The sequence below is a fragment of the Pseudomonas sp. PDM28 genome (assembly GCF_019219115.1).
GTDB lineage: Bacteria > Pseudomonadota > Gammaproteobacteria > Pseudomonadales > Pseudomonadaceae > Aquipseudomonas > Aquipseudomonas laurylsulfatiphila.
This window is the reverse complement of the sequence record NZ_JAHUWG010000002.1, coordinates 585,929-606,211: the sequence shown is the minus strand read 5'-3', so window position 1 is coordinate 606,211 and position 20,283 is coordinate 585,929. Positions and strand designations below refer to the sequence as shown.

General features: G+C 58.1%; 15 protein-coding genes. 9 read left to right on the top strand and 6 right to left on the bottom strand.

Going from position 1 to position 20,283, the window contains the following annotated elements:
• Window positions 1–3: 3 nt before the first annotated feature.
• The 3 genes from KW841_RS05870 to KW841_RS05860 all read right to left on the bottom strand — a co-directional run bounded on the left by KW841_RS05870 (window position 4) and on the right by KW841_RS05860 (window position 3,321).
• Window positions 4–894 carry an SMP-30/gluconolactonase/LRE family protein gene (locus KW841_RS05870; RefSeq protein ID WP_218474390.1) on the bottom strand — a complete coding sequence of 297 codons (891 nt, stop codon included), beginning with the start codon at window positions 892–894 and terminating at the stop codon, window positions 4–6.
• Window positions 895–946: 52 nt separating this feature from the next.
• On the bottom strand, window positions 947–1,771 hold the full coding sequence (locus KW841_RS05865) for an NAD(P)-dependent oxidoreductase (protein ID WP_218474388.1): 825 nt from the start codon (window positions 1,769–1,771) through the stop codon (window positions 947–949).
• A gap of 254 nt (window positions 1,772–2,025) precedes the next feature.
• Window positions 2,026–3,321 (bottom strand): OprD family porin, encoded by a 1,296-nt coding sequence (locus tag KW841_RS05860; protein WP_218474386.1) that lies wholly within the window; start codon window positions 3,319–3,321, stop codon window positions 2,026–2,028.
• 233 nt (window positions 3,322–3,554) lie between these two features.
• Here KW841_RS05860 and KW841_RS05855 point away from each other — a divergent pair, with 233 nt between their 5' ends.
• Window positions 3,555–4,175 (top strand): TetR/AcrR family transcriptional regulator, encoded by a 621-nt coding sequence (locus KW841_RS05855; RefSeq protein WP_095967653.1) that lies wholly within the window; start codon window positions 3,555–3,557, stop codon window positions 4,173–4,175.
• A 125-nt stretch (window positions 4,176–4,300) separates the two neighbouring features.
• Here the strand turns inward: KW841_RS05855 and preA are convergent, their stop codons facing one another.
• From preA to hydA, 3 genes are all read right to left on the bottom strand, one after another.
• Window positions 4,301–5,575, bottom strand: a complete 1,275-nt coding sequence (gene preA / locus KW841_RS05850) for an NAD-dependent dihydropyrimidine dehydrogenase subunit PreA (protein ID WP_116582825.1) — start codon at window positions 5,573–5,575, stop codon at window positions 4,301–4,303.
• Window positions 5,576–6,943 (bottom strand): NAD(P)-dependent oxidoreductase, encoded by a 1,368-nt coding sequence (locus tag KW841_RS05845; RefSeq protein WP_218474384.1) that lies wholly within the window; start codon window positions 6,941–6,943, stop codon window positions 5,576–5,578.
• 160 nt (window positions 6,944–7,103) lie between these two features.
• On the bottom strand, window positions 7,104–8,543 hold the full coding sequence (gene hydA / locus KW841_RS05840; RefSeq protein ID WP_218474381.1) for a dihydropyrimidinase: 1,440 nt from the start codon (window positions 8,541–8,543) through the stop codon (window positions 7,104–7,106).
• 542 nt (window positions 8,544–9,085) lie between these two features.
• On the opposite strand from hydA, the gene KW841_RS05835 reads away from it, so the two are divergent.
• The 8 genes from KW841_RS05835 (at window position 9,086) to KW841_RS05800 (ending at window position 20,222) form a co-directional block, all read left to right on the top strand.
• A complete protein-coding gene (locus KW841_RS05835) occupies window positions 9,086–10,570 on the top strand; it encodes an NCS1 family nucleobase:cation symporter-1 (protein ID WP_102702461.1) in 1,485 nt (494 codons plus the stop codon).
• 151 nt (window positions 10,571–10,721) lie between these two features.
• Entirely contained in the window at window positions 10,722–12,005 is a 1,284-nt protein-coding gene (locus KW841_RS05830; RefSeq protein WP_218474379.1) for a Zn-dependent hydrolase, read from the top strand.
• Window positions 12,006–12,183: 178 nt separating this feature from the next.
• Window positions 12,184–13,680: a helix-turn-helix transcriptional regulator gene (locus tag KW841_RS05825; RefSeq protein ID WP_218474378.1), complete on the top strand. Its 1,497-nt coding sequence runs from the start codon at window positions 12,184–12,186 to the stop codon at window positions 13,678–13,680.
• Between the two features lie 178 nt (window positions 13,681–13,858).
• A complete protein-coding gene (locus tag KW841_RS05820; RefSeq protein WP_116582831.1) occupies window positions 13,859–14,110 on the top strand; it encodes a DUF1652 domain-containing protein in 252 nt (83 codons plus the stop codon).
• 410 nt (window positions 14,111–14,520) lie between these two features.
• Complete coding sequence (locus KW841_RS05815; RefSeq protein WP_218474589.1) at window positions 14,521–14,697, top strand: TRIC cation channel family protein; 177 nt, start codon at window positions 14,521–14,523, stop codon at window positions 14,695–14,697.
• A 128-nt stretch (window positions 14,698–14,825) separates the two neighbouring features.
• Window positions 14,826–15,833: a hypothetical protein gene (locus tag KW841_RS05810; RefSeq protein ID WP_218474376.1), complete on the top strand. Its 1,008-nt coding sequence runs from the start codon at window positions 14,826–14,828 to the stop codon at window positions 15,831–15,833.
• Window positions 15,834–16,082: 249 nt separating this feature from the next.
• Window positions 16,083–17,090, top strand: coding sequence for a hypothetical protein (locus tag KW841_RS05805; protein ID WP_218474374.1), 1,008 nt, complete (start codon window positions 16,083–16,085; stop codon window positions 17,088–17,090).
• A 228-nt stretch (window positions 17,091–17,318) separates the two neighbouring features.
• Complete coding sequence (locus KW841_RS05800; protein WP_218474373.1) at window positions 17,319–20,222, top strand: hypothetical protein; 2,904 nt, start codon at window positions 17,319–17,321, stop codon at window positions 20,220–20,222.
• Window positions 20,223–20,283 lie beyond the last annotated feature (61 nt).

Below are 20,283 nucleotides of genomic sequence, written 5' to 3'. Positions count from 1 at the left end.
TCATCACTGATCCTGAAATCGCGGTTCCGGCAAGCCCTTCACGCCAGGGTAGAGTGCGAACACGCCCCCGGCCAATGATTGCGGGTCATGGTCGTCGCCGGGGCGAATCGAGGTCACGAACAGCGTGTCCAGTCGAGGGCCACCGAAGGCGCACATGGTGGGTTTCTTCACCGGTACGGCGAGGGAACGGTCAAGCCGGCCGTCGGGGGTAAAACGGTGGATCAAGCCGGCGTCGTTGGCGCAAATCCAGTAGCAGCCATCGGCGTCCACCGCCGCACCGTCGGGTCGACCTTCGTGCTCGTTCATGTCAACAAACACGCGGCGGTTGGAAGGGGTGCCGGTTTCGATGTCGTAGTCGAAGGCCCAGATCTGCTGGACCTGCGGATGGGAGTCGGACAGGTACATCGTGCGCCCGTCCGGGCTGAAGCCCAGGCCGTTGGGCACGATGAACCCGCTCAGCCGGGAATCGAGGGGCCCGCGTTGCCCGGCGCTGTAGCGGTACAACGTGCCGTTGGCGGCGTTGGCGCCCATGTTCAGCACCATGCTGCCGGCCCAGAAGCGTCCTTGGCGATCGCAGCGGCCGTCGTTCAGGCGCATGTCGGCGCGGGCATGGTCGACGTGGGCCAAGGGTTCACTGTCGAGGCTGCCGTCGTTGCGCGGATGCAGGCGGAAGAACCCGCTTTCCATGCCGGCGACCCAGCCGCCGTCGGCATGACGCGCGATGCAAGCGAGCATCTCTGGGGTTTTCCAGGTATCCACCTGCCCGGTGTCGGCACTCCAGCGCTGTAAACCGCCGGCGGGAATATCGACCCAGTACAGAGCGCTTTCTTCAGGCACCCAGACCGGGCTTTCACCGACTGCGTTACGGGCGTCGACAATCAATTCGGCTTGCATGGCAACTCATTCCCTTGGCTTTTGTTGTGGGGATCAAGCGGGGCGCGAAGGTTCAGTCACCGAACGGGCCGGCTACGCAAAAGGCGCCGCCCTGGTACAGCCGCGCCGGGTCATCGGCGGCAGGCATCGGCTGGGCTTCGATTTTTTCGCGGAACTGTTCGGAGCTGTCCTGCGGGACAAAACCCAGGGCTGTAGCGTAGCGGTTGTCCCACCAGACGTCCTTGTTGTCGGACACGCCGTAGACCACGGTGTGGCCGACGTTCGGGGTGTACAAGGCGCGTTCGAGCAGTTGCGTCAGGTCGCCGAAACTCAGCCAGGTGCTCATCATCCGTCGGTTGTGCGGCTCGGGGAACGAGGAGCCGATGCGCACGCTGACGGTCTCGATGCCATAGCGGTCGAAGTAGAACGTGGCCATGTCTTCGCCGTAGGACTTGGACAGGCCGTAGTAGCTGTCGGGGCGGCGAGGGGAGTGGGCGTCGATGACTTCGTCCTGCCGGTAGAAGCCGATCACGTGGTTGGAACTGGCGAAGATCACCCGCTTCACCCCGTGGCGGCGCGCGGCTTCGTAGATGTGGAACACGCCGCAGATGTTGGCGCCGAGGATCTCTTCGAACGAGTGCTCGGTCGACACGCCGCCGAAGTGCAGGATCGCGTCCACGCCTTCGACCAGTTGATGCACCGCTTGCTTGTCGGCGAGGTCGCACGGCATCACTTCTTCGCGATCATCGATGGCGGGCGCAATGTCGGCGATGTCCGACAGGCGAATGACATTGGCGTAAGGGCGCAGGCTTTCGCGCAGGACTTTGCCGAGGCCACCGGCGGCGCCGGTCAGCAGCAGGCGGTTGAAAGGGGGGCGGGCGGTTGCTGTGGTCGTCATGGGAATCCTGGGTGCGCGGTTGTTGTTTTTGATTTGTTGTAGGTTGTCGTATGACTTAGGTGAAGTATCGTTAGGGTCTCCGCTGCTTGTCAACGCGGCATGGGTGGAAATTGACGGAGGGTCGTTCCTATTCGCTGAACTGAAATACCCTCCTGTGGGAGCGGGCTTGCTCGCGAAGGCGGAGTGTCAGTTAACAACATATCGACTGACACTCCGCCTTCGCGAGCAAGCCCGCTCCCACAGTGGTTCTGTGTTTACAGGAGGCTGATCGGATAGCTGATGAAAATGCGGTTTTCATCGAATTCGTTGGTGCTGAAACTCTTGCGGATACTCGCGTTACGCCATTTCACGTTGAGGTTTTTCAGCACACCGCTCTGCACCGTGTAGGCCAGTTCGGATTCGCGACCCCATTCCTTGCCGTCGGTGATGGCGCCTGTGTGCACGTTGTCACCACTGATGTAGCGGTTCATCAGGGTCAGGCCGGGAATGCCGAGGGCGACGAAGTTGTAGTCGTGGCGCACCTGCCAGGATTTCTCCCGGGCGTTGTCATAGCTGGAGTTGTAGCTGTCGTTGGCCAAGGTGCCGCCGCTGGTGCCATTGACCCGCATCCACACGTCGTCGCCGCTGAGTTTTTGCAGGCCGACATAGAAGGTGTTGCCGCCATATTTGGCCGAGAGCAGGGCAAACGCGGTCTTGTTGTCGAGGTCACCGGCCTTGGCGCTGCCGTCTTCCTTGCCGATGAAGTAGCCCAGGTTGGCGCCCAGGGTCCAGTCGCCGACGGGCTGGCTGTGGGTCAGGTTGAAGTATTGCTGCTGGTAAATGTCGCTGAGTTCCGAGTACCAGACGCCGACCTGCGTGCGCTTTTCATTGAATGCGTATTCACCGCCGCCGAAGTTGAAACGGTCTGAGGTGAACGCCGTTTTTCCGTTCATGAACATGTCTTCCATGCTCGCGTCATTGCGCGGGCTGTTTTTCCGGAATTGACCGCCATACAGCGTCAGGCCGCTGATTTCGGTGGACGTCACCTGGGCGCCCTGGAAGGTCTGCGGCAGTGAGCGGCCATCGTCGGAACGCAGGATCGGCAGCACCGGCATCCATTCGCCGACCTTCAATTCGGTTTTTGAAATCTTGCCTTTGAGCGCCACGCCCAGGCGGCCGAAATTGTCGGCCGGGCGGCCGTCGTCGTGGATCGGCAACAGTTGCGTGCCGCCAGTGCCCTTGCCGCCATCGAGCTTCTGCGAATACAGGCCCAGTACATCGACACCGAAACCCACGGTACCCTGGGTGAACCCGGACCTGGTATCGAGGATGAAGTTTTGCGTCCACTCTTCAGCCTTGCCCTGGGGGTAGGCCGGGTTGATGTAATTGCGGTTGAAGTAGGCGTTGCGCAGGTTCAGCGTGGCCTTGGCGTCGTCGGTGAAACCTGCGGCCTGGCCGGTGATGGGCAAGACGAGGGCCAGCCCGCTGCAGCCGATCAGGCTCAGGGTATGACGGCGAGAAAGGTTTAAACGCGAAGAACGGGCGGACGAATTGCGGACGAGCTTGCTCACTGTGACGCTCCCTTGTTTCTTGTTTTTATTGTTGTCATACGTCGTCGTACAACAGTGGGGGCGATATTTGCGGGATTTTTGGGGGTTGTCAATCGGAAGTTATACGATGACTTGTGGCGGGGTGGATTGGACTTTCAGCTTTCCGACAGCGGCTGTACGAAGATTCGTTTTCCCCTGTCGCCGCAGTCCAGAGCGGATGCTAGTCTTGCTCAATGCTGTTGTCGGGGACCCGCATGGGCAATCACAAGATCGAGATTCGTCGCAGTAACGTCGAAAAAATCCTGCTGGGGGCGGAAAAGGTCTTCGCTGAAAAGGGCTTCGGCAGCACGGCCATGGCCGACATCGCCGCTGAAGTGCAACTGCCGCGTTCCAACCTGCATTACTACTTCAGCACCAAGACCGAATTGTACAGCGCGGTGCTGTTCGATTTGCTGGAAGTCTGGAAGCAGGACGCGCTGTGCTTCGAGATGTTCGACGACCCGCGCGTGGTGCTCAGCAGCTACATCCGCGCCAAGATGAACCATTCCCGCAGCCGGCCTTATGGTTCGAAAGTCTGGGCCAACGAAATCATCCACGGCGCGCCGACCCTCGGCGCAGCGCTGGATGCAAGCCTGTACGACTGGGCCAAGATGAAGGAAGCGAAAATCCGCCAGTGGGTGGACGACAAACGTATCCTGCCGGTGGAGCCGTCGAGCCTGCTGTACATGATCTGGGCCTCGACTCAGCACTATGCCGACTTCGATCACCAGGTGAATATTCTCAACGACCACCAGCCGCTGTCGGACATGCAGTTTGAAAAGGCAGTGCAGACGGTGACCCGTGTGATTTTGCGGGGGATCGGGTTGGAGCCTTGAGGTTGGGTGGTGTGGCTGCTGGCCTCTTCGCGGGCAAGCCCGCTCCCACAGGGGATCTCGGTGTTTATGCGATCCCTGTGGGAGCGGGCTTGCCCGCGAAGGCGTCAGCTCAGGCGCCGCTGGCCTCAAGGGCTGACGTGATACGGATTCCTCGGATCATGATTCCAGTCCAGGAACGGCTTGCCAGTCTCCACCGGCACCATCTCGATACAGTCCTGCACCGGGCAGGTGATCTGGCACAGGTTGCAGCCCACGCACTCCTCATCGATCACCTGGTACTTGTGCGTGCCGTCCGCTTGCTTGAGGCTGGCCACGGCCTGGTGCGAGGTGTCCTCGCAGGCAATGTGGCAACGACCACAGCCGATGCACGCCTCCTGATCGATTTTCGCGATCACCTGGTAGTTGATGTCCAGGTACTTCCAGTCCGTGGTGTTGCCCACCGCGCGCCCGGAAAATTCCGCGATGCTGGCGTAGCCCTGACTGTCCATCCAGCGTGACAAGCCGTCCTTCATGTCTTCGACAATCCGGAAGCCATGCAGCATCGCCGCCGTGCACACCTGTACCGCGCCGCTGCCCAACGCGATGAATTCCGCGGCGTCGCGCCAGTTGCCGATGCCGCCGATGCCGCTGATTGGCAGGCCTTGGGTCTGCGGGTCACGGGCGATTTCGGCGACCATGTTCAAGGCAATCGGCTTGACGGCCGAGCCACAGTAGCCGCCGTGGGTGCTTTGGCTGCCGACCATGGGGTTGGCGACCATGCGCTCGAGGTTGACGCTGGTGATCGAGTTGATGGTGTTGATCAGCGACACCGCATCGGCGCCGCCACGGTGGGCTGCGCGGGCGGCGACGCGGATGTCGGTGATGTTCGGCGTGAGCTTGACGATCACCGGCAGCGAGCAATAGGTCTTGCACCAGCGGGTGACCTGTTCCACGTATTCCGGCACCTGGCCGACCGCGGCGCCCATGCCGCGTTCCGGCATGCCGTGGGGGCAACCGAAGTTCAGTTCGATGCCGTCGGCGCCAGTGGCTTCGACCAGTGGCAGGATATGTTTCCAGGACTCTTCGACGCAGGGCACCATCAAGGACACGATCAGCGCACGGTCCGGCCAGTCCTTTTTGACCTGGGTGATTTCCCGCAGGTTGATCTCCAGCGAGCGGTCGGTGATCAGTTCGATGTTGTTAAAGCCCAGCACCTCCCTGTTCGCCCCGAAGTGTGCCGAGTAGCGCGACGACACGTTGACCGCCGCCGGATCTTCCCCCAGGGTTTTCCAGACCACGCCGCCCCAGCCGGCCTCGAAGGCGCGGACCACGTTATAGGCTTTGTCGGTGGGTGGCGCGGAGGCCAGCCAGAACGGATTGGGTGCCTTGATGCCGGCGAAGACAATCGACAGATCGGCCATTTATGCAGCCTCCACGTTGAGCATCAGTTGAGTGTTGATCGCCTCGGCGGCGCGCTTGCCGTGTTGCACTGCTTGCACGGTGAGATCTTGATCGAGGCTGGTGCAGTCGCCGCCGGCATACACGCCGGGGATGCTGGTGCGCAGTTGTTCATCGACGGCGATGCGCTCGCCCTGGCGCTTGAGTTCGCGTGCCAGCGGATCGGCGAGGGCGTCGCTGTCGAAGGCCTGGCCGATGGCCTTGAAGATCGCGTCGGCGGCCAGTTCGAAGGTCTCACCGGTGGTTTGCAGGTGCCCTTCGACCAGGTGGGTGCGGGCGAAACGCATGCCGCGCACCCGGCCGTGATCATCGAGCAGCACCTCTTCAGGTTGCGCCCAGGTCATCAGCCGCACCTGATTGGCTTTGGCAATCTCCTGTTCGTGATGGGTGGCGCCCATGTCTTCGACGCCGCGCCGGTACACCAGGTTCACGTCACGGGCGCCAAGACGGGCCATTTGCACGGCCATGTCGATGGCGGTGTTGCCCGCGCCGAGGACGATGCAATGGTCAGCCAGGGGCAATTGGCTCAGGTCATCGGCCTGGCGCAGTTCGCGGATGTAGTCGGTGGCGGCGAGCAGGCCGGGCGCGTCTTCGTGGGCCAGGCCCAGTTGCTTGCTGGCGTTGAGCCCGAGGCCGAGGAACACCGCATCGAACTGTTGATGCAGGTCGCTGAGGGTCAGGTTGTCCCCGAGTTTTTGCCCATGGCGAATTTCGATTCCGCCGATTTCCAGCAGGAACTCAAGCTCCCGTTGCGCGTAGTCGTCCACCAGTTTGTATTTGGCGATCCCGTATTCGTTGAGGCCGCCAGCCTTTTCCCGCGCCTCGAAGATCACCACGTCATGCCCGTGCATGGCGCTGCGGTGGGCGCAGGACAGTCCGGCCGGACCGGCGCCCACCACGGCGATGCGTTTGCCGGTGGCGGCAGCACGCTGGAAGGGGTGCGTGCTGAAATGGGCGTTGTCCACGGCGTAGCGCTGCAACAGGCCGATCATGACCGGCGCGCATTCGTGGGCGTTGTTGCGCACGCAGGCTTGCTGGCAAAGGATTTCCGTCGGGCACACCCGGGCGCAACTGCCGCCGAGGATGTTGGCCGAGAGGATCTTCTGCGCGGCGCCTTGCACGTTGTCCTGCTGGATATTGCGGATGAACGAGGGAATGTCGATTTCGCTCGGACAGGCATTCACGCAGGGCGCGTCATAGCAATACAGGCAGCGCGAAGCTTCGAGCTGAGCCTGGCGCTCGTTGAGCGGTGGTGCCAGATCGGTGAAATGGCCGGCGAGGGCGGCCGCATTCTCGATGGGATGCGGGAGGTGGTCCAGGGTCTTGATCACGGTGTTGGCCTCACGGTTATTTGAGGTGCTGCCTCTGATGGGCATTGTTTTTTGTGTTGTCTGTGCGGGCCTCATCGCGAGCAAGCTTGCTCCCACAGGATCTCGGGTGTTCACAAAACCTGTGGGAGCGAGCTTGCTCGCGATAGGCCGCAGGCCGCTTTCAGCGTTTCACAGCAACCGGCTGATTCAACTCGGCTCGCTTGCTCAGCAAGTCAAACACCGCCGGGTACGCCGGTCGTTCGATGTAGCGCCCGGCGCCACGCTCGGCCCGCAGGTCGCCGTCGGCCCAGACCACGCGGCCCTGGCTGATGGTGTGGCTGGGCACGCCGCGCACGGTCTTGCCTTCGAAGATGTTGAAGTCCACCTGCTGATGGTGGGTCTTGGCGGAAATGGTTCGCGTGCCTTGCGGGTTCCACAGCACCAGGTCGGCATCGGCCCCCACACGAATCGCGCCTTTGCGTGGGTAGAGGTTGAAGATCTTCGCCGTGTTGGTGGACGTCAGCGCGACGAATTGCTGCATCGAAAAGCGTCCGCTGTTCACCCCTTCATCCCACAACACCGCCATGCGGTCTTCGATGCCGGCGGTACCGTTGGGGATCTTGCTGAAGTCGTCGCGGCCGGCGGCTTTTTGCTCGGCGCAGAAGCAGCAGTGGTCGGTGGCGGTGGTGTGCAGGTTGCCCGATTGCAGGCCATGCCAGAGCGCCTCTTGATGGCCGCGAGGACGGAACGGCGGGCTCATCACGTAACCGGCGGCGGTCTGCCAGTCCGGATCACGGTAGACGCTGTCGTCCAACAGCAGGTGCCCGGCCAGCACTTCGCCGTAGACCGGCTGGCCCTTGCCCCGGGCGTAGGTGATTTCGTCGAGGGCTTCCTTGGTCGAGACATGGACCAGATACAGCGGCGTACCCAGGGTTTCGGCGATGCGGATAGCCCGGCTCGCGGCCTCGCCTTCAACTTGTGACGGTCGCGACAACGGATGCGCTTCCGGCCCGGTAATGCCCTGGGCCATCAGCTTGCGTTGCAGGTGATAGACCAGTTCGCCGTTTTCCGCATGCACGGTCGGCACCGCGCCCAGTTCCAGGCAGCGTTCGAAGCTCGCCACCAGGGTGTCATCGGCGGCCATGATCGCGTTCTTGTAGGCCATGAAGTGCTTGAAGCTGTTGACGCCATGCTGGCTAACCAGTTCGGCCATTTCCTCGCGGACCTGGTCGCTCCACCAGGTGATGGCAACGTGAAAGCCGTAGTCCGACGCCGACTTCTCGGCCCAGCCGCGCCACTGATGGAAGGCTTCGAGCAAGGATTGCTGCGGGTTGGGAATCACGAAGTCGATGATCGAGGTGGTGCCGCCGGCCAGTCCCGCCGCCGTGCCACTGTAGAAGTCTTCGCTGGCCACGGTGCCCATGAAGGGCAGTTGCATGTGGGTGTGCGGGTCGATGCCGCCGGGCATCAGGTACTGGCCGCTGCCGTCGAGCACTTCGGCGCCTGCGGGGATATCGAGGTTTTCGCCGATGGCCTTGATCACGCCGTCTGCGCAATACACATCGGCGCGATAACTTTCATCATGGGTAATAACGGTGGCGCCACGGATCAACAGAGACATTCCGAGTTCCTCGCAGGCAATGACCGGCTTGTGCCGGTTCTAGATGTTTTATATGACGCCAGCGTCAACAGGTGTATTCCTGTCAGTGCTGTCAGGATTAAACGCTAGCTGCAGTTATTCGAATCGGCAAGAATATTTTTTATAAGCTTATGCAGTTATTAACTGATTGATATTTAACGATTAAATACAAGAATCACCAAAATGGTGAGCGACCTCACCATTTTGACGCACTTGACAGGATCGAAAAATAGTCAAGATTTCTTATGTGAAATCAGCTGTTTGAGTATGGTCTATGGTTGATGCGCAGCCATTGAAAAAAGATCAACGCACCAGTTTGAGTCCTGACTGTCCGGACAACTTGCCTGGCATTTGGCCTGATTGGCCTGACAATTAGTCGAGTCAGCGAATAAAACTGATAAACATCAGTGGGTTGCAATGTGTTTATGGAACTGCCCGATGCGTAATCGGGGTACCCGGCACGTTTATTGATGCCGCCAGCCCCCGATGAGCAAAAAAATAATTCAAAGAACAGTGGAGCGGCCATGCAACAGATCAGATCGCAAGTGACCGAGCGCGACGGCTTGTTCGAGCTGGAAGCCGGCAGCGATGTCCTCGACAGTCCCCGTTACAACCATGACATTGCACCGACCAAGGTGCGCGAACGCACCTGGAACAAATGGCACATCACCGCGCTGTGGGTGGGCATGGCGATCTGCGTGCCGACCTACACCCTCGGTGGCGTGTTGACCGCGTACTTCGGCCTGACCGTCGGTGAAGCGCTGCTGGCGATTCTGTTTGCCAACATCATCGTGCTGATTCCCCTGACCTTGAACGCCTTTCCCGGCACCAAGTACGGTATTCCCTTTCCGGTGTTGCTGCGCTCGTCCTTCGGCGTGCTCGGTTCCAACATTCCGTGCCTGATCCGCGCCCTGGTGGCGTGCGGCTGGTTCGGCATCCAGACCATGTTCGGCGGGCTGGCGATTCATCTGTTCCTCGGCTCGGTGTTCGAGGGCTGGAAATCCCTGGGTGGCACCGGCGAGGTCATCGGCTTCATGGTGTTCTGGGCGCTGAACCTGTGGGTGGTGATACGTGGCGCCGAGTCGATCAAATGGCTGGAAACCTTGTCTGCACCGCTGTTGGTACTGGTGGGTGTAGGGCTGCTGGTCTGGGCCATGCCGAACGTGTCGATGACCGAGTTGCTGGCGATTCCGGCCAAGCGTCCCGAAGGCGCCGGGGTGGCCAGTTATTTCGCCGCCGGGCTGACCGCGATGGTCGGCTTCTGGGCCACGCTGTCACTGAACATTCCCGACTTCAGCCGCTACGCGAAAAGCCAGAAGGATCAGATTGTCGGGCAGATTATCGGCCTGCCGCTGACCATGTTCCTGTTTGCTTCCCTGGGTGTGGTGATGACTGCGGCCTCGGTGAAGCTGGTGGGCGTGACGGTTTCCGATCCGGTGACCCTGATCGGCCATATCCAGAGCCCGGTGTGGGTGGCGCTGGCCATGGCGCTGATCATCATCGCCACGCTGTCGACCAATACCGCGGCCAATATCGTGTCGCCGACCAATGACTTCCAGAACATCGCCCCCAAGGTGATCAACCGCACCAACGCCGTGCTGCTGACCGGCTTCGTCGGCTTGGCGTTGATGGCCCATGAGCTGCTGAAAAAGCTTGGCCTGATTGTCTCTGATCTCAGCCTGGAAACCGTTTATTCCAACTGGTTGCTCGGCTATTCCAGCCTGCTCGGGCCGATCGCCGGGATCATGGTGGTGGACTATTTCCTGATCAAGAAGCAGCAACTGGACCTTGCCGGCCTGTACCGCGATGACGTGTATCCGGCGTGGAACTGGAGCGGTTTCATGGCCTTCGGCGTGCCGGTGGTGTTGACGCTGGCGTCCCTGGGCAGCGATGCCTTCAGCTGGTTCTACAGCTACGGCTGGTTCACCGGCTCGATCCTGGGCGGGGTGATTTATTACGGGTTGAGTGTGATGTGGCCGAGTCCGTCCGTCGCGAAATCTGCGGTGTGAGCACTGGCCCTATCGCGAGCAAGCTCGCTCCCACAGGGGATCTGTAAACACTGGAGATCTAATGTGGGAGCGAGCTTGCTCGCGATGAGGGCTTTGAGTCCACCGAAGAAACACCTGAAGGAATCCACAAGAACAGCCAGAGGAGATCATCATGAACGCGGCCGTCGACGTTCTGCAGTCCAGCCATCAACACATCAACCGCGACCGCCTGTGGCAGTCGCTCATGGAACTGGCCAAACTCGGCGCCACGGTCAAGGGTGGCGTGTGTCGCCTGGCCCTGACCGATCTCGATCGCCAGGCTCGGGACATCTTCGTCAAATGGTGTGTCGATGCCGGCTGCACGGTCAGCATCGACGCCGTCGGCAACATCTTCGCCCGTCGCCCCGGGCGCAATCCCGACCTGCCACCGGTGATGACCGGCAGTCACATCGACACCCAGCCCACGGGCGGCAAGTTCGATGGCTGCTTCGGTGTCTTGGCAGGCGTCGAGGTCCTGCGCACCCTCAATGACCTGAACATCGAAACTGAAGCACCGCTGGAGGTGGTGGTCTGGACCAACGAAGAAGGCTCGCGTTTTGCCCCGTGCATGATGGGCTCCGGCGTGTTCGCGGAAAAATTCACCCTCGAGGAAACCCTGGCCAAGGTCGATGCCGATGGCGTGACCGTGGGTGAGGCGCTGAATGCCATTGGCTACGCCGGCCCGCGTAAAGTCAGTGGCCATAAAGTCGGGGCCTATTTCGAAGCCCACATCGAGCAAGGCCCGATCCTGGAAGACGAACGCAAGACCATAGGGGTGGTCATGGGCGCTCTCGGGCAGAAATGGTTCGACCTGAAACTGCGTGGCGTCGAAGCCCACGCCGGCCCGACTCCGATGCACCTGCGCAAGGACGCCCTGGTCGGCGCCGCGGTGATCGTCGGTGCGCTCAACCGCGCCGCCCTCAGCCATCAACCCCATGCCTGTGGCACCGTCGGTTGTCTGCAAGCCTATCCCGGCTCGCGCAACGTCATTCCCGGCGAAGTGCGCATGACCCTGGACTTCCGCCACCTGGAACCGGCGCGCCTGGACTCGATGATCGCCGAAGTGCGCGAAGTCATCGAAACCACCTGCGACGAACATGGCCTGACCTACGAACTCACCCCGACCGCGGACTTCCCGCCGCTGTACTTCGACAAGGGCTGCGTCGAGGCTGTGCGCGGTGCCGCCCAAGGTTTGGGCCTGTCGCACATGGACATCGTCAGCGGAGCAGGGCACGACGCGATCTTCCTCGCTGAGCTCGGCCCGGCGGGGATGATCTTTGTGCCGTGCGAGGGCGGCATCAGCCACAACGAAATCGAAAACGCCGCGCCGGAAGATCTGGCGGCCGGGTGTGCGGTGTTGTTGCGGGCGATGCTGGCGGCTTCGGCGGCGGTGGCCAGCGGTGAATTGGCGGCTTGAAGATTAAAAGATCGCAGCCTGCGGCAGCTCCTACAGGGGAATGCGTTCTCATGTAGGAGCTGCGCAGGCTGCGATCTTTGCTTTTATGTCACAAAGCCTGCTCCCACAAGGTTTCTTTGCACTATTGCAAGCCCGGGCGGTCGTATTCTCACAGGGTCGCCATTCTTGTGGAGATGCAATGAGCCAGGACGTCCTGACCACGGAAACCAATCGCCGCCAGTTGCAGCAGATCATCGCCGGTCTGTCCGACGGGGTGATTCTGCTCGATCCCGACCAGAGCATTCTGTGGGCCAATGAAGCAGCGCTGGCCATGCACGGTGTTTCGCAAGTCAGCGACCTGGGTGCCAACGCCAGGGCGTATGCCAAACGCTTCGCCTTGCGCTATCGCAACAATCACGGGGTGGCAATCGACAGCTACCCGATCAACCGGGTCGCGCGCGGCGAGACGTTCAGCGATGTGTTGGTGGAAGTGACGCCGGCGGCGGACGAAGCGCGTACCTGGGTCCATCGCGTGCGCAGCCTGGTATTGGCCGACAGCCGTGGCGACCCGGAATCTCTGGTGTTGATCATGGACGATGTCACCGAGTGGGCCAGTGCCGAGCAGCGGTTTGAAAGAACTTTCACGGCCAATCCGGCACCGGCGGTGATTTGTCGGCTCAGTGATTTGCGCTACATCAAGGTCAACCCGGGGTTCCTCGAAATGACCGGTTACTCCCGTGACCAGGTGATCGGCACTTCGACCTATGAGCTGGACGTACTGGAACAGGCCGAGCACAAAGAACTGGCCAGGCAGCGTCTGTGCGAAGGTGCGACCATTCCCCAAATGCAGGCCGAGTTGCGCCTGGCCGACGGTGGCAGCAAGCAAGTGATCGTGGCCGGCCAGCCCCTGGAGCTCAACGACGAAGCCTGCATGCTGTTTTCCTTTGTCGACATGGAGCCCCGGCACAAGGCTGAAATCGCCCTGCGCCAAAGCGAAGAACGTTTCGCCAAGGCCTTTCGCCTGTCGCCGGTGCCGATACTGGTGTGCGGCGCGGCGGATCAGTTGGTGCTGGATGTCAACGAAGCGTTCCTGGATACCCTGGGTTATTCCGGTGAAGAGGTGCGTGGGATCGGCATAACGCAGATCGACTTCTTCGAAGACCGGCATGCACGCATCCAGCTGTTCGCCGCCCTGGAGAAAACCGGCAGCCTGGACCGCATCGATGTGCGTGTGCGTAGAAAAGACGCCGGGCTGATCGATTGCACAGTGTCGGCGGACACCGTGAACATTCAGGGCACACCCTGTTATCTGCTGGTGTTGATGGACATCACCGAGCGTAAGCGCACCGAGCTGGAACTGGTGGCGGCCATCGAGGAAGTGATGAAGGACGCCTCCTGGTTCAGCCGCACGCTGATCGAAAAACTGGCCAACGTAAAAAGCGTGAATTCGCCGAAGTTGCCCAGCGCGGCCCTCACCGAGCTGACCGCCCGTGAGCGCGATGTGCTGGGCCTGATCTGCGAAGGTCTGGCCGACAAGGAAATCGCCGCGCGCCTGAAACTGGCGCCGAACACGGTGCGCAACCATGTGGCTGCGGTGTATTCCAAGCTCGCCATACACAGCCGCAGCGAGGCGATCGTCTGGGCGCGGGAGCGGGGACTGTTCTCCAGCGCGTGGCGACCCAAGGGGCAGCGTTAAGGTGCAATTGCACTAAGTCGCAGGGTGCAAATTCATGTGTCGGCCTGCTGTGGTGGCTCTTAGGCTGGTGATGCAGCAGGCGACGTGAAGTCACCTGCGCGCCCCCTGCGTAAACCGCCAACAGGAAAAGCCCCATGAATCCGATACACCCTGCATCAATCCGCCAGGGCCCATCGCAATGATTACGCTGGCGCAGTTGAGGCTGCTGATCGAAGGCAGTTTTTCACCCTTGGCCTGTGAATGCAGTATCACCGGCGAACACTGGCTGACCGTGAAGCTCTATCACCCGGTATCGGGCCAGGTGGACCTGGTGGTCAGTGGCCTGAACATGAGCACGCTACAAACAGCAGAGTCGGTCGCCGCGCTGATCGAAGAATTGCGTTATGAACTGCAGTGCAATTCCCTGCAACGCCCTGACCCGGTGATGTAAGAACTGCCAGCTTTTACTGGCGTTGGCCACTGGCTGGGCTATGAGTGATTCGCAGATATTTATTTTTGTGACAGGTGTATGGACTTTACGCGCCGGTTTTGTTGTCACAAAAATGTGTCTATCACTTATCGCGGGTCAACCTATGAAAACTCTTGGGAAACGCGTTATCTCATCCTTTTCGCTGGCATTGTGCGTAGCGATTCTCGGCGGCTGCTCCAGCCCGCCACCCCCTCCAGCGGTCACGCCACCCCCACCTGTACGCACCTGCCAGGCCATGGATAAAACCGATGTACTGGGTGATGTGCGGGCTGAAAACGGCGAGGTGACCCGAACCACCACCACGACTCGCTGCGTTACGCAATAAACCCGGGCGCTGCCTTCGTTGAAGCCCCCGTGTCGAGTGCACCGTACTGATCGCCGACCTTGCCGGTACGGCGGAACTCGCCATTGAAGGCGCGATCAGGGCGACGCGCAGCAACCTTGACCTGCTCGGGGTGATGGTGATTGCCTTCATCGTCGCCTTGGGCGACGGGGTGATCCGGGACTTACTGGTCGGTGTCATCTCAAAAAACTTGAATGATTTGTAAGTCATCATCGGTTTTTTATCGCAATTTGTTCTACTTGATCTGTCATTTATGACAGTTCCCAGTGTGTCGATTTTTCCTGATAGTTAAAGGACTGTTTTTAGGTCCTTCGCTGAAAAGGAAACGTCGTCATGACCGCCAAACTGAAAGCTGCAACCGTTGCACGAAGCTCGTGGGATCAAGCCACATTGTTGATCAACGGCACCAAAGTGGACAGGGGAGCGAAAGTCGTTTTGCGACGTGAGCAGGATAACGTTGTGACGGTGGAGGCCCCACTCGCGATCGCCAGAAAGCTCAACCTGGGGTTGGTGAATGGTGGCGATTTGAACATCGTTACATCGCCGAAAGTTGGCGATTGGGTGCTTCCCGACTCAGGCACGTTCAAATGGACGATTACGCCGGCCGCGCTCAAGAGCGGCCCTGTCACCCTAGTTTTTTTCAGTAGGGAAGTGGCGGTGCCGTGGGCACATCAAAGTGCGGTGATTTCGAGCAATCTCGCCAATGAGGCCACAGTTTATCTCGGCGGTATTGAAATACCGGCAGACGGTGTGAATCTTATCGGCGGCGAAACAAAAAAAATCACTTTGGTTGAAAAGAAAGGGAATCTTTTGGACGGTATTCCCCTGGCTCTCGATTGGGCTCCTGGCCGAGGGCTTGAACATAAAGATCTTGTTAGTGAACCACCTCTTCAAGAGTTTTCCAGGGTGCACGAGTGGGCTATCACCGGTGCTGAGAAGGAGGGAACATTCAGGCTGAAAATTTTCAATGAAGGAGAACAGACGGCACTGCAGACGCCGACTAATCGATTGGTGTCTGCTTACAGGCTAAGGTACCTGGCGTGGATGGGGGACGGCTATGCAGAGCTACCTCAACCTCCGACTGAGGTGGGCGTAGTCACAGGTATCTACTTCATGGTTGTTCGGGTAAGAAGGCTTGATAATTCTCCGGTAGAGGGTGCCCCTGTGACATTCAATACCCAGGGCTTCGACCCTATAACGAAAACTACCGATTCTAAAGGGGTCGCGCTTCATGCATTTCCTTTCTGGACAGTGGGCAAACGAGAATGTTCTGCGGTAATGACAAACGATGGCCGAGATTATGTGACGAAGTTGCTTTTGGATGTTCAACCACTGAGTTAAAAACGGATCAAAAAATAATCGTCTCACCCGATAAGTTAAATAGAGTGAATTTTTATCATCGGAATGAAGAAAGGCAGTCAATCGACTGCCTTTCTTCATTCTGTACACGGCGTTGAAACGCAAGTCTAGAGTTTTTATCGCGTCTTATTCTAGATAATCTATCATTTATGACGGTTTTCAACTTGTCGATTTGTCCTGATAGTTAACGGACTGTTTTTTATGTCTATTACTGAGAAGGAACGCCTCGTCATGATCACCGAACTAAAAGCTGCAGCCGCTGCAACAAGCCCTTGGAAACAAGCCACGTTGTTGATCAACGGCAAGAAAGTGGAATGGGGAGCGAAACTCGTTTTGCTCCTCGGGCAGGAGAACGTCGTGACAGTGGAAGCCCCACCCGCGATCGCCAGGGCTCTGAACCTGGGGTTGGTGAATGGTGGCGATTTGAACATCATTGCATCGCCGAAAGTTGGCGATTGGGTGCCTCCCGTCCTTGGCAAGTTCGAATGGACGATTACGCCGGACGCTGCCAAGAGCGGCCGTATCACCCTGGTGTTTTACAGTCGGGAAGTGGTGGTGCCGTGGGTACATCAAAGTGCGGTGATTTCGAGCAATCTGGCGGAGGAGGTAACGGTTCTGCTCAATGGCGAGGCGATGCCGTCGCGCGGGGCAAACTTCATTGCCGGGCAGCCCAACCTACTGACGCTGGAGTACAAGAATGGAGATTTGCTGGCGGGTGCACCGTTGGCGATTGACGTGGAGCCACTATCCGGGGTTGTTCCCAGTGACTTTATTTGTGTGCCAGAGCTTCGGGAGCTATCCACGAAGCATGAATGGACGTTAACCGGCAAACAGCTGCAATCCGGAATCTTCAAGTTGAAGTTGTATAGCGAAGGTGAAGGGGCGTCACTTTCAACGCCGGCGAATCGGTTGAGTCGAGAGATTTTCCGATTCCTTGATCTGCTCAATTTCGACTTGCCGTTGCCTCCTGGACAAGTCGTGTTGCCGCGTAATCTTTGGCTTGTTTTCAGGGTGAGACTCATGAATTCAGATGGCTCTCCTGCAGTGGGAGTGGATGTGACGTTTACGGCCCCTGAGCACGAGCCATCCCAGTATAAAACTGACGCCAACGGGATAGCCCTTTCGACCGGCTTGCGCTTCAGTACTCCTGGCGTGCGTTTAATCAAAGCGGTAGCAGCGCTTCCTGTGGGGGCAACACAGCTCGACCTGCTGGTGAGGATTACAGGAGGCGAGAGCTAAGCAACAGAAAGGCTGCCCTATCGGCTCCACGGGCTGCCTTTTCATTCCCCATTCAACGAAACCCGAGTCATTGATGTTGTTTTAATCAAAGTTGATATCAAAGACGTGCTGTTTATCGCCGAACGATCTTTCGCTCTGTCATTTCTGACAGTAGGCGCCAGCCGACATTTTTCAGATAGTGAAAACACATGGTTTTTCACGCTGTGCCAATGATCGGGAGATGTCGCTATGGCGGGTAATCGTAATTCTGGGGTGATGGCTATTGAACCGCTGCTTATCTGCCATGGTGCTGAACATGACTTGAAGCTCGCGGCAGTCGAGGGCAGTCCCTGGATCAACCAGGGCGCCAGCGTCAATCCGATTCCCGGAGAAACATCCCCCATCAGTAGCGAACCTGAAATCGGTCGCTATCAGCCACTGCTGGCAGACGGGGCCGAGTGGAAGCTCAAATGCCCGCCTGAAGGAACGGACATCGATTTCAATCTTCAGGTGCAGAGTGAATTTACCGCCGTGCCTTACCCACTTTCTTTCAAACTGGGGGATTACCGGCGAAAAATTCTGAATGAGCGAGATCCTATCAGTGCGCCGGTGGTGGGCGATGAAGTAACAGCTGAGATTCAGGTCGGTTCGTTTTATACCGATAAGGAACTGGAAGGTGTGGATGTCGACTGGTACTTCGACGGGACAATCGTGTGTACTGTACAAACAACAGGTTTGGGGTGGAGCAAGTTCGACCATGCAGTTACCGAAGTGGGGGAGCATACGATTACGGCCAAGGTCTACAGCCCGTATGACGACACCACGTCGGAGCATACCTTTACGCTCAACGTGTATCTGGAAAGCCCTTGGGAGCAGGCCACACTGCTGATCAACGGTGAGCTTGTTGCCTGGAATTCACCGGGCGTCTTTTTTTTTCGTGGACAGCCCATTGATGTGAAAGTCGAAGCGCCATTCCTGAGGGGGAAGGAAGTCGCTCTTGATTTGATCAATCTGGACGATTTGGATATTGAAGCCTCTCCGAAATTTAATGTGTGGGTGCCGACATCCGATGCCAAGGCAAGCTGGACACTTGCGGCGAATGGTACAAAAAGTGGTCGTATCAAGCTGAAGTTGCTCAGTAACGATGTCCAGGCTTGGGAAATCCCTTGTGCTGTGTTGTCAGCCAATTTGGCGGAAGAGGCTGACGTCGAGATTGAATGTGCTCCTGTTCCCAACGACGGCAATTGGTTTATCCGGGATAAGCCGCAAACCGTTACGCTCAAACTAAAACCAGGCAGTCCACTCACGGGGCTGCCTGTAACCTTGAGTCTGGAAGTCATAAACGGTCTTGATCGTGAAAACGTGAGGAGTGAACCGGATTTTGGCTGTGAGGACACAAGTTATAGCTGGGCAGTGACGGGGAATACCAAAAGCGGCGAATTCCAGCTATCGCTGAAAGGTACGGGCATGACTGCGGCGATTACTGTGGCGGTCAGCAAGTTGATATCGAACGATCTGGCCGAAGAAGTAACGGTCAAGATCGGAGGGCAAGACGTTCCTTCCGGTGGTAACGTGTTCTTCAGGGGGCAGTCCAAGGACGTTGTGGTGACCCCCAAGCCTGGCAGCCCAATCGCTGGTTACCCGATAGCACTGGCATGCACGGTCAACGAGCCTCTTCAACTGACGGATTTGAGCAGTAGACCGTCATTCAATGATTCTAATCCAACCTATGAATGGGATGTCACTGGGGCGAACAACAGCGGCTTCTTTCAATTGCAGATAGTTGCCAAGGATATGACCCCGATTAACGTAACAGCCAGTAAGTTGCTGTCGACCGACCTGAACGATGAAGGAGAGGTCTGGATTGGAAGGGAAAACGTTTCTTCTGGCGGTAGCGTGTTCTTCAGGGGGCAGCCTAGGGACGTGGAGTTGAAGCCCAGACCCGGCAGCCCGATCGAGGGGCACCCGATATCGCTGACACGCAAGGTCAACCATCCTCTTGAAGACAATGACTTGAGCAGTTCACCGCGATTCGATCCGTTTGAACCAACCCTTAAGTGGAGTGTTACCGGAGCGAACAGAAGCGGCTTCTTTCAATTGGAGCTGACTGCTGAGGGTATGGCTACGCCGATTACCGTAACTGGTAACAAGTTGTTGTCGACCAGACTGGCCGATGAGGTAGACGTCAAGATTGGAGAGAAAGAAGTTACTTTCGGTGGTGGCGTGTTCTTCAAGGGGCGGGCCAAGGTCGTTGAGTTGCTCCCTATACTCGGGAGCCCGATCGAAGGTCACCCAATAGCGCTGACGCGCACTACCGTGATCCCTCTTTATGCTAGCGATTTGAGTAGCATTCCACCATTCGATCCTTTTGAACCAACCCTGGAATGGAGTGTCACCGGGGCAAATAAAAGCGGCATCTTTCATTTGCAAGTGACGGGTGAGGGTATGGCCACACGGATTGACATAACTCCCAACAAATTGCTATCCACCAACCTGACCGAGGAAGCTACACCTTTATTCAATGGGAGAGCTATTCCTGACGGCGAAGTATTTGGTGGGGGAGTGACCAAAGTGTTGACTCTTGACTATAAAAGCAGTCTCTTGTCTGATGTCCCTTTGCGCTTGAATTGGGTACCGAAAGGCGGCCTTGTAATGAATGATGTGTCTTCCACGCCTCCACGAAATTCTGATACGACAACTCACAGTTGGGACATCGTTTGTGCTGAGAAAAAGACGGGTACATTTGATCTGGAACTGGTTGCCGGTGATAACGACGAGGCCAAACTTGTAATTCCAGGTAATAGACTATTTCCTAAGGCCGTCAATTTCAGGTTCGTAAAAAATACCGACGGTGAGTATCATCCCCTCCCTCCAGAGACAGTTGTCGCGATTAGACATGCTCCATACGCTATTTCTGCGCGCCTACTTACGATGGACGGTGAGCCGTTACAGGATAAAAAGGTAACGTTTCGAGTTCCTGGGCATCCACTGGTTGAAAGTATAACTAATGAAAATGGATTCACATTTCCGCTAGAGTTGGTGGTTTTTTCGGATCTAGGAGTTAATGAGGTTTATGCAGACGTCGACATTGAAGAGAGGGTAGAGCGTGTGACAATGTTGGTGGAAGTTAAAAATCTATCGATCTCGGAGTGAAGTAGCGCAGTCCTATTAGTTCGCATCCGCTACACGTTTCGCGATGCGGATATGGGGGAAA